Origin of the sequence: Nocardiopsis salina YIM 90010 (assembly GCF_000341025.1) — a bacterium.
GTDB lineage: Bacteria > Actinomycetota > Actinomycetes > Streptosporangiales > Streptosporangiaceae > Nocardiopsis > Nocardiopsis salina.
In genome coordinates this window covers 1-6,422 of the sequence record NZ_ANBF01000010.1, presented here as the reverse complement: position 1 = coordinate 6,422, position 6,422 = coordinate 1, and the positions used below count along the sequence as shown (strand labels likewise).

The following is a 6,422-nucleotide window of genomic DNA, read 5'->3' as shown; positions in this document are numbered from 1 at the left end:
GCGGCCGCCGATGGCCACGGCCAGGACCATCATGATCGAGGGGATGACGCCGATGAGGGTGGGGGAGATGATGCCCATGATGGGGACGAAGAGGGCTCCGGCGATGCCTGCGGCCATGGCGGAGAGGGCGTAGGCGAGGGTTTTGGGCCAGGTGGGGTTGTGGCCGAGGTAGCGGACGCGGTCTTCTGCGTCGCGGATGGCGGTGAGGAGTTTTCCGTAGCGGCTTCGGGTGAGGTGGCGGAAGGCGAGGTAGAGGGTGGCGAGTGTGAGGACGGTGAGGGTGTAGAGGGTGGTTTGGGCGGTGGGTGTGTAGAGGTCGTGGCCGGCGAAGGTGGGGAAGTCGGTGAGGCCGTTGGTTCCTCCGGTGAGGTGTTGTTGGCCGATGAGGAGCAGGACGAAGGCGGCGGCGAGGGCTTGGTTGAGGATGGCGAAGTAGGCGCCTTTGACGCGTTGGCGGAAGACGGACCATCCGAGGAGGGTGGCCAGGGCTGTTGGGGCGAGGATCGCGGTGGCGATGGCGAAGGTGGCGCTGGTGAAGGGTTGCCAGAGCAGGGGGAGTTCGGTGGCTCCGGTGACCTGCATGAATTGGGGGAGTCCGGTGGTGTTGAGGGGGTCGTGGGCGGCGCGTTCGAGGGTCAGGTGCATGGCCATGGCGTAGGCGCCGAGGCCGAAGTAGACGCCGTGGCCGAGGGTGAGCATGCCGCCGCGTCCCCAGGCCAGGGCGATGCCGAGGGCGACGATGCTGTAGCAGAGGTATTGGGCGAGCAGGTTGAGGCGGAAGGGTTCGAGGAGGAGGGGGAGTAGGAGGAGGGCGGCGGCCAGGAGGGTGATGAAGGTGATGGGGCCGCGCCATTTGGTGGGGGTGGGGTGGGTGTGTGTCATGTCAGGGACCTGGTCTTGACGGTGAAGAGGCCTTGGGGGCGGGTTTGGAGGAAGGCGATGATGGCGGCGAAGACGATGAGTTTGGCCAGGGAGGCGTCGGCCCAGGCTTCGACGGTGGCGTTGAGCAGGCCCAGGGCGAAGGCGGCGATGACGGTGCCGCGGAGTTGGCCGAGGCCGCCGATGACGACGACGAGGAAGGCGTCGACGATGTAGTTGGTGCCCAGGGTGGGGCCGGTGGGTCCGATGAGGGTGAGGGCGACGCCCGCGATTCCTGCGAGGCCGGAGCCGATGAAGAAGGTGGCGGCGTCGATCTTGCGGGTGTTGATGCCGGTGGTGGCGGCCAGGTCGCGGTTGTGGATGACGGCGCGCATCTGGCGTCCGGGGCGGGAGCGGTGCAGGTAGTAGGCCAGGGCAGCGACGGCTGTCAGGGCCAGGGCGAGGATGAACAGGCGTGAGTGGTGGATGCGGACGGTGTCGAAGAGGGTGATGCCGCCGGTGAGCCAGGTGGGGGTGGGCACGTCGACGTTGGGGGCGCCGAAGAGGTCGCGTGCGGCTTGTTGGAGGATCATGCCGACGCCGAAGGTGAGCAGGAGGGTGTCGAGGGGTCGGCCGTAGAAGTGGCGGATGAGGCCGAGTTCGAGGAGCCATCCGAGGGTGCCGGTGATGGCGAAGGCCAGGGGGAGGGCGGCCAGGAGGGTGGTGGCTGGGTCGAGGCCGATCCAGGCGTGCAGGACGAACGCGGTGTAGGCGCCGACCATGATGAATTCGCCGTGGGCCATGTTGATGACGCCCATTTGGCCGAAGGTGAAGTTGAGGCCGAGGGCGGCCAGGAGCAGGACGGAGCCGATGGCCAGTCCGGTGGGTAGTTGGGTCAGCAGTGCCTCCACCGGGGTTCCTTTCGTCGTGGGGGAGCGGGGTGGTGGTGGGGGTCAGCTGTGCAGGTCGGAGGCCCAGTCGTAGCTCTCGAGGTAGGGGTCGGGGGTGATGGGTTCGGGGGTGGACCAGATCTGGTCGATGAGGCCGTCGTCGTTGACCTGGCCCACGCGGGAAGTCTTGACGAGGTGTTGGGTGGTGCCGTCGATGGAGATGGTGCCTTCGGGGGCGTCGATGGTGATGCCGTCCAGGGCGGCGCGGACGTCGTCGACTTCGAAGCTGTCGGCCTGTTCGACGGCGGCTTTCCACAGGTGGACGCTGTTGTAGGCGGACTGCATGGGGTCGGAGGTGACGCGGTCGGTGCCGTAGGTGTCGGTGAAGGCCTGTACGAAGCGGCTGTTGGGTTCGGTTTCGGTGCTCTGGTAGTAGTTCCAGGCGGTGAGGTGGCCGGTGATGTTGTCGGCGCCGATGCCGTCGATCTCTTCTTCGGCGACGCTGACGCTCAGGACGGGGGTGTCGTCGGCGTGGACTCCGGCGGAGCGCAGTTGTTGGAAGAAGCTGACGTTGGAGTCGCCGTTGAGGGTGTTGAAGACGGCGTCGGGTTCGTGGTGTGCGATGTCGTTGGTGATGGTGGAGTACTCGGTGTGGCCCATGGGGGTGTATTCCTCGGCGACGATGTCCATGTCGTGGGCCTGGGCGTAGGCGGTGATGATCTGGTTGGCGGTGCGGGGGAAGACGTAGTCGCTGCCGACGAGGTAGAGGCTGGTGTGGCCTTGTTCGCGCAGGTGGTCCAGGGCGGGGATGATCTGTTGGTTGGTGGTGGCGCCGGTGTAGACGATGTTGTCGCTGGCTTCGAGGCCTTCGTATTGGACGGGGTACCAGAGCAGGCCGTTGTTGCGTTCGAAGACGGGCAGGACGGCTTTGCGTGAGGCGCTGGTCCAGGTGCCGAAGACGGTGGCGGCGTCGTCGGAGGTGAGGAGTTTCTGGGCGCGTTCGGCGAAGGTGGCTTCGTCGGAGGCGCCGTCCTCGATGACGGGTTCGATCTGGCGTCCCAGGACGCCGCCGTCGGCGTTGATCTCGTCGATGGCGAGTTGGACGGCGTCGCGGACGGTGACTTCGCTGATGGCCATGGTGCCGGACAGGGAGTGGAGCATGCCGACGGTGACGGTGTCCTCGTCGACGCCGGCGGTTCCGGGGGTGGTGCATCCGGTGGCGGCGGTGGTCAGGGCCAGGGCGGCGGCCAGGGCGGTGTGGGTGGGGCGGGTTCTCACGTGGCCTCCCGAGGGGTCGGGGTGGTGTCCCTAGGAGGCTGGGGGCGGGGTGTTTCTGTGGTGGTGTCGGCCGGTTACGTATACATGTCGGTATCCGGTGGGCGGGTTAAATCCGCCCTCGGCGGTTGGGGGTGGATCGGGTCGGGTGCGGGGGTGGTGCCGGTGGGGGGGCCGGGGGGAGGATGCGGGTGGCGGGGGTGCCGCGGTGGCGCTCGGGCGCGGGCCGTCGGTGTGTGAGGTGGTTGTGTGGGTCGTTCGTGGTGGGGCTGGGGCCTGGAGGAGTGTGCGGTGCGGGGCGGGGAGGCCCGTGAGTTGGAGCGGGCGGTGCGTTCGTTCCTGCCTGAGGCGGATCTGACGGTGCATGATCCGCCGGCGGTGGAGTCGTTGGACTTGGCGCAGCCGCGGGTGGTTGTCCCTGGGTCGTTGGCGCATGTGTGTTCGGTGGCGCCCGTGGTGCGTGTGGGGCATGCGCGGGGCAAGGCGTTGCGGGACGTGGTGCGCAATGTGGAGGGGGTGGTGGGCCCGGTTCCGGACGTGGTGGCCTTCCCGGAGGGGGAGGCGGATCTGGAGCGGTTGTTGGACTGGTGCTCTCGGGCGAATGTTGCGGTGATCGCCTACGGGGGTGGGAGTTCGGTGGTGGGTGGTGTGGAGCCGCGTGTGGGTGAGGGGTTCGCCGGTGTGGTGACGGTGGATCTGTCTCGGATGCGGCGTGTGTTGGAGGTCGACGGGGTCAGTGGGGCTGCGTCGGTGCAGGCGGGGGTGTTGGGGCCGGACCTGGAGGGGCAGTTGCGGCCGCACGGGTGGAGTCTGCGGCATTTTCCGCAGTCGTTCGAGTTCTCGAGTCTGGGTGGGTGGTTGGCCACACGGGCGGGTGGCCATTTCGCGACGGGGCCCACGCGGATCGACGCGATGGTGGAGTCGTTGCGGGTGGTGACACCTGCGGGGGTGGCCGAGTCGGCGCGGGTGCCCTCGTCGGGTGCCGGTCCCAGCCCTGACGGGGTGTTCCTGGGTTCGGAGGGCACGCTCGGGGTGATCACGCAGGCGTGGATGAGGTTGCGGGAGCGGCCGCGGTGGCGGTCGCAGACCTCGGTGGTCTTCGACCGGTTCTTGGACGGTGTGGCGGCGGTGCGGGCGTTGGCGCGTTCGGGGTTGGAACCGGCCAACTGCCGGCTGTTGGATGTGGCGGAGGCGTTGATCAACGCTGGGACCTCGGTGCGGGGCGGGTTGTTGGTGGTGGGGTTGGAGTCGGCCGATCACCCTCAGGACGCGGCGATGGAGCGTGTGGTGCAGCTGTGCGCCGATCACGGTGGGCGTGTGGGGCGTGTGCGTCACAGTGACGAGGCCGATGGTGACGGGGGAGGGCGTGAGGAGCGTTCGGCCCGGTGGCGGTCGGCGTTCGTGCGGATGCCGTATCAGCGTGATGCTCTGGCGCGGCGTTCGGTGCTGGTGGAGACGTTCGAGACGGCGTGCACGTGGGAGGCGTTGGAGGGGTTGCATGCGCAGGTCGTTGCTGTGGCGCAGGAGGCGATCGCGCAGGTGTGTGGGGGTCAGGGGGTGGTGACGTGCCGGTTGACGCATGCGTACCGGGACGGGGCGGCGCCGTATTTCGGGGTGTATGCGCAGGGGCGGTGGGGGTCGATGGTGGGCCAGTGGGACGAGATCAAGGCGCGGGTGTCCTCGGCCCTTGCGGAGTGTGGTGGGACGATCACGCATCACCATGCGGTGGGTCGTGATCATGTGCGCTGGTATGCGGGGGAGCGTCCGGGTGTGTTCGCTGCGGGGATGGGGGCGTTCAAGCGGGAGGTGGACCCGGCGGGGGTGCTCAACCCGGGGGTGTTGTGGCCGGTGGGTGCGGTGTGAGGGCGGGTCTCATCGTCGGGTGGCGGGTTGGGTGTGGTGGCCGCTGCCGTGGCAGTCGGGGCAGGGGCGTTGGGACAGGGCCTGGCCGTCCCGGTGGGCGTGGGCGTCCACGCGTGTTCCGCTGCCCAGGCAGGCGCGGCACATGAGGTGGATGAGCATAGGGGGCAGCATAGGTGGGCGGGGCTGGGGTGTGGGGGTGTTTTGGTCGGGGTTGTGATGGGTGTGTGAGGTCTTGGCCTGGTGTTGGTGCGGGGGCGGGTGTGGGGGCTGGATTGCCGGTGTGTTGGGAGGTGTGGGCGCCTTGACCCGCTTTACTTGACATAATGTTTATTATCGGTGTTGTGTGTGGGTTGCGGGGAAGGGGGTGAGCCTCAGGGCGCGGGTCGGTGTGCGGGGGGTCACCGTCGCCCCGTGTGTGAGGCCGATGCGTTCTGAGGGCTGGGTGCGCTGATGGGAGCCTGCGCGCGGGCGCGGGTCGGCAGGAGCGTCGGGTCGGCGCTCGTGGTCCGGGCGGCCTGTGGGGCGCGTGCATCGTGTGTGGCTGCAATGCCGACCTGTCTGTCTGGCCGCGGACGGGGCCTGTTCTGCATGAGCGGAGAGAACGTGGGTCCGGCCGACGACTGTTCGTTCCGTCGTCTGCAGGGAGAACGTCGCGCCGTGCCCCTGGGTGTGTGGGTGCGTGCACCGGCTTGTCGTGCACCGGGATGCTCGGGCGCGGGTGCCCGTGGGCGGTTGTGTGCGCCTGTGTGCGAACCTTCTGTGGCACCGCCCCCGCTCTCCTGGCCCCTGCTCTTCGATGTTTCATGCATAAACTGTGTTATGCATGATTTTGCGAGTTATGTGCTCGAGTGTGTGCTTGTGTCCTGTATGGCGTCGACGCGGAATGCACCTTCCCCGGCCGCCCCTCCCGTCCTTGCGGGCTGATCTGCTGCTCCCCCGAAGGTGTACGCATGACGTACGCCCTCTCCCCTGTTGGGTCTGTGGGCCTGCGCTCCCCTGGCCTGCGGGCCGGCGCCTGGGCCTGCACCGCTGATCCGGGCGCGGCGGGTACCGCACTCCCCCGCCCGCACGCCGGCCACACCTTATCTGTACGCATCGCGAACACCGGGTGCCTCTCCCCTGCCCCGCGCGATCGCCTGTGGTTGTGGGCCGGTTGGTGGCGAGCGGACGGGGTTGGGGGATGCTGGGGGCATGGGTGTTCAGCACGACGAAGAGCAACAGCAGGACCTCCAGGGGCGGGATCTGGTGGTGGTGCGCATCGACGAGTATTTGCGGGCTCGTGGTGCGGCCAAACCCTCGGCGCACACCGTGGCGGCCTACCGGCGCGACCTGGAGGCGGTGTTGAGCGAGGTCGCGGCGGTGTTGGGCACCTGCCCCGACCGGGTGGTGCTGGAGGAGTTGGAGGTGGTGGTGCTGCGGGCGGCGTTCGCGGAGTTCGCTGCCTGCCGTGCGGCTTCGAGTGTGGTGCGGGCGTGGTCGACGTGGAACGGGTTCTTCCGGTTCTGGGTGGCTGAGCAGGTGGTCTCCGGCAACCCG

At 68.4% G+C, this 6,422-nt stretch carries 6 protein-coding genes; 2 read left to right on the top strand and 4 right to left on the bottom strand.

All coding sequences use genetic code 11. From position 1 onward, the window contains the following. From urtC to urtA, 3 genes are all read right to left on the bottom strand, one after another. Positions 1–882: urea ABC transporter permease subunit UrtC (urtC, locus tag D474_RS27230; RefSeq protein ID WP_017611736.1), on the bottom strand; the 882-nt coding region annotated here is incomplete at its 3' end. Beyond that, positions 879–1,769, bottom strand: a complete 891-nt coding sequence (gene urtB, locus D474_RS0100990; protein ID WP_017611735.1) for an urea ABC transporter permease subunit UrtB — start codon at positions 1,767–1,769, stop codon at positions 879–881. The genes urtC and urtB, both read right to left, overlap by 4 nt. 42 nt (positions 1,770–1,811) lie before the next feature. Further along, complete coding sequence (gene urtA / locus D474_RS0100985) at positions 1,812–3,026, bottom strand: urea ABC transporter substrate-binding protein (RefSeq protein WP_017611734.1); 1,215 nt, start codon at positions 3,024–3,026, stop codon at positions 1,812–1,814. Positions 3,027–3,272: 246 nt separating this feature from the next. On the opposite strand from urtA, the gene D474_RS0100980 reads away from it, so the two are divergent. Beyond that, complete coding sequence (locus D474_RS0100980; RefSeq protein ID WP_040702890.1) at positions 3,273–4,886, top strand: FAD-binding oxidoreductase; 1,614 nt, start codon at positions 3,273–3,275, stop codon at positions 4,884–4,886. 9 nt (positions 4,887–4,895) lie between these two features. Here D474_RS0100980 and D474_RS32110 read toward each other — a convergent pair whose 3' ends face one another. After that, the gene (locus D474_RS32110; RefSeq protein ID WP_161628650.1) at positions 4,896–5,045 is read right to left on the bottom strand and encodes a hypothetical protein; all 150 of its coding nucleotides are present in this window, start codon (positions 5,043–5,045) and stop codon (positions 4,896–4,898) included. Between the two features lie 1,032 nt (positions 5,046–6,077). Here D474_RS32110 and D474_RS0100975 point away from each other — a divergent pair. Then, a partial coding sequence (locus D474_RS0100975) for a site-specific integrase (protein WP_026118060.1) occupies positions 6,078–6,422 on the top strand: 345 nt, incomplete at its 3' end.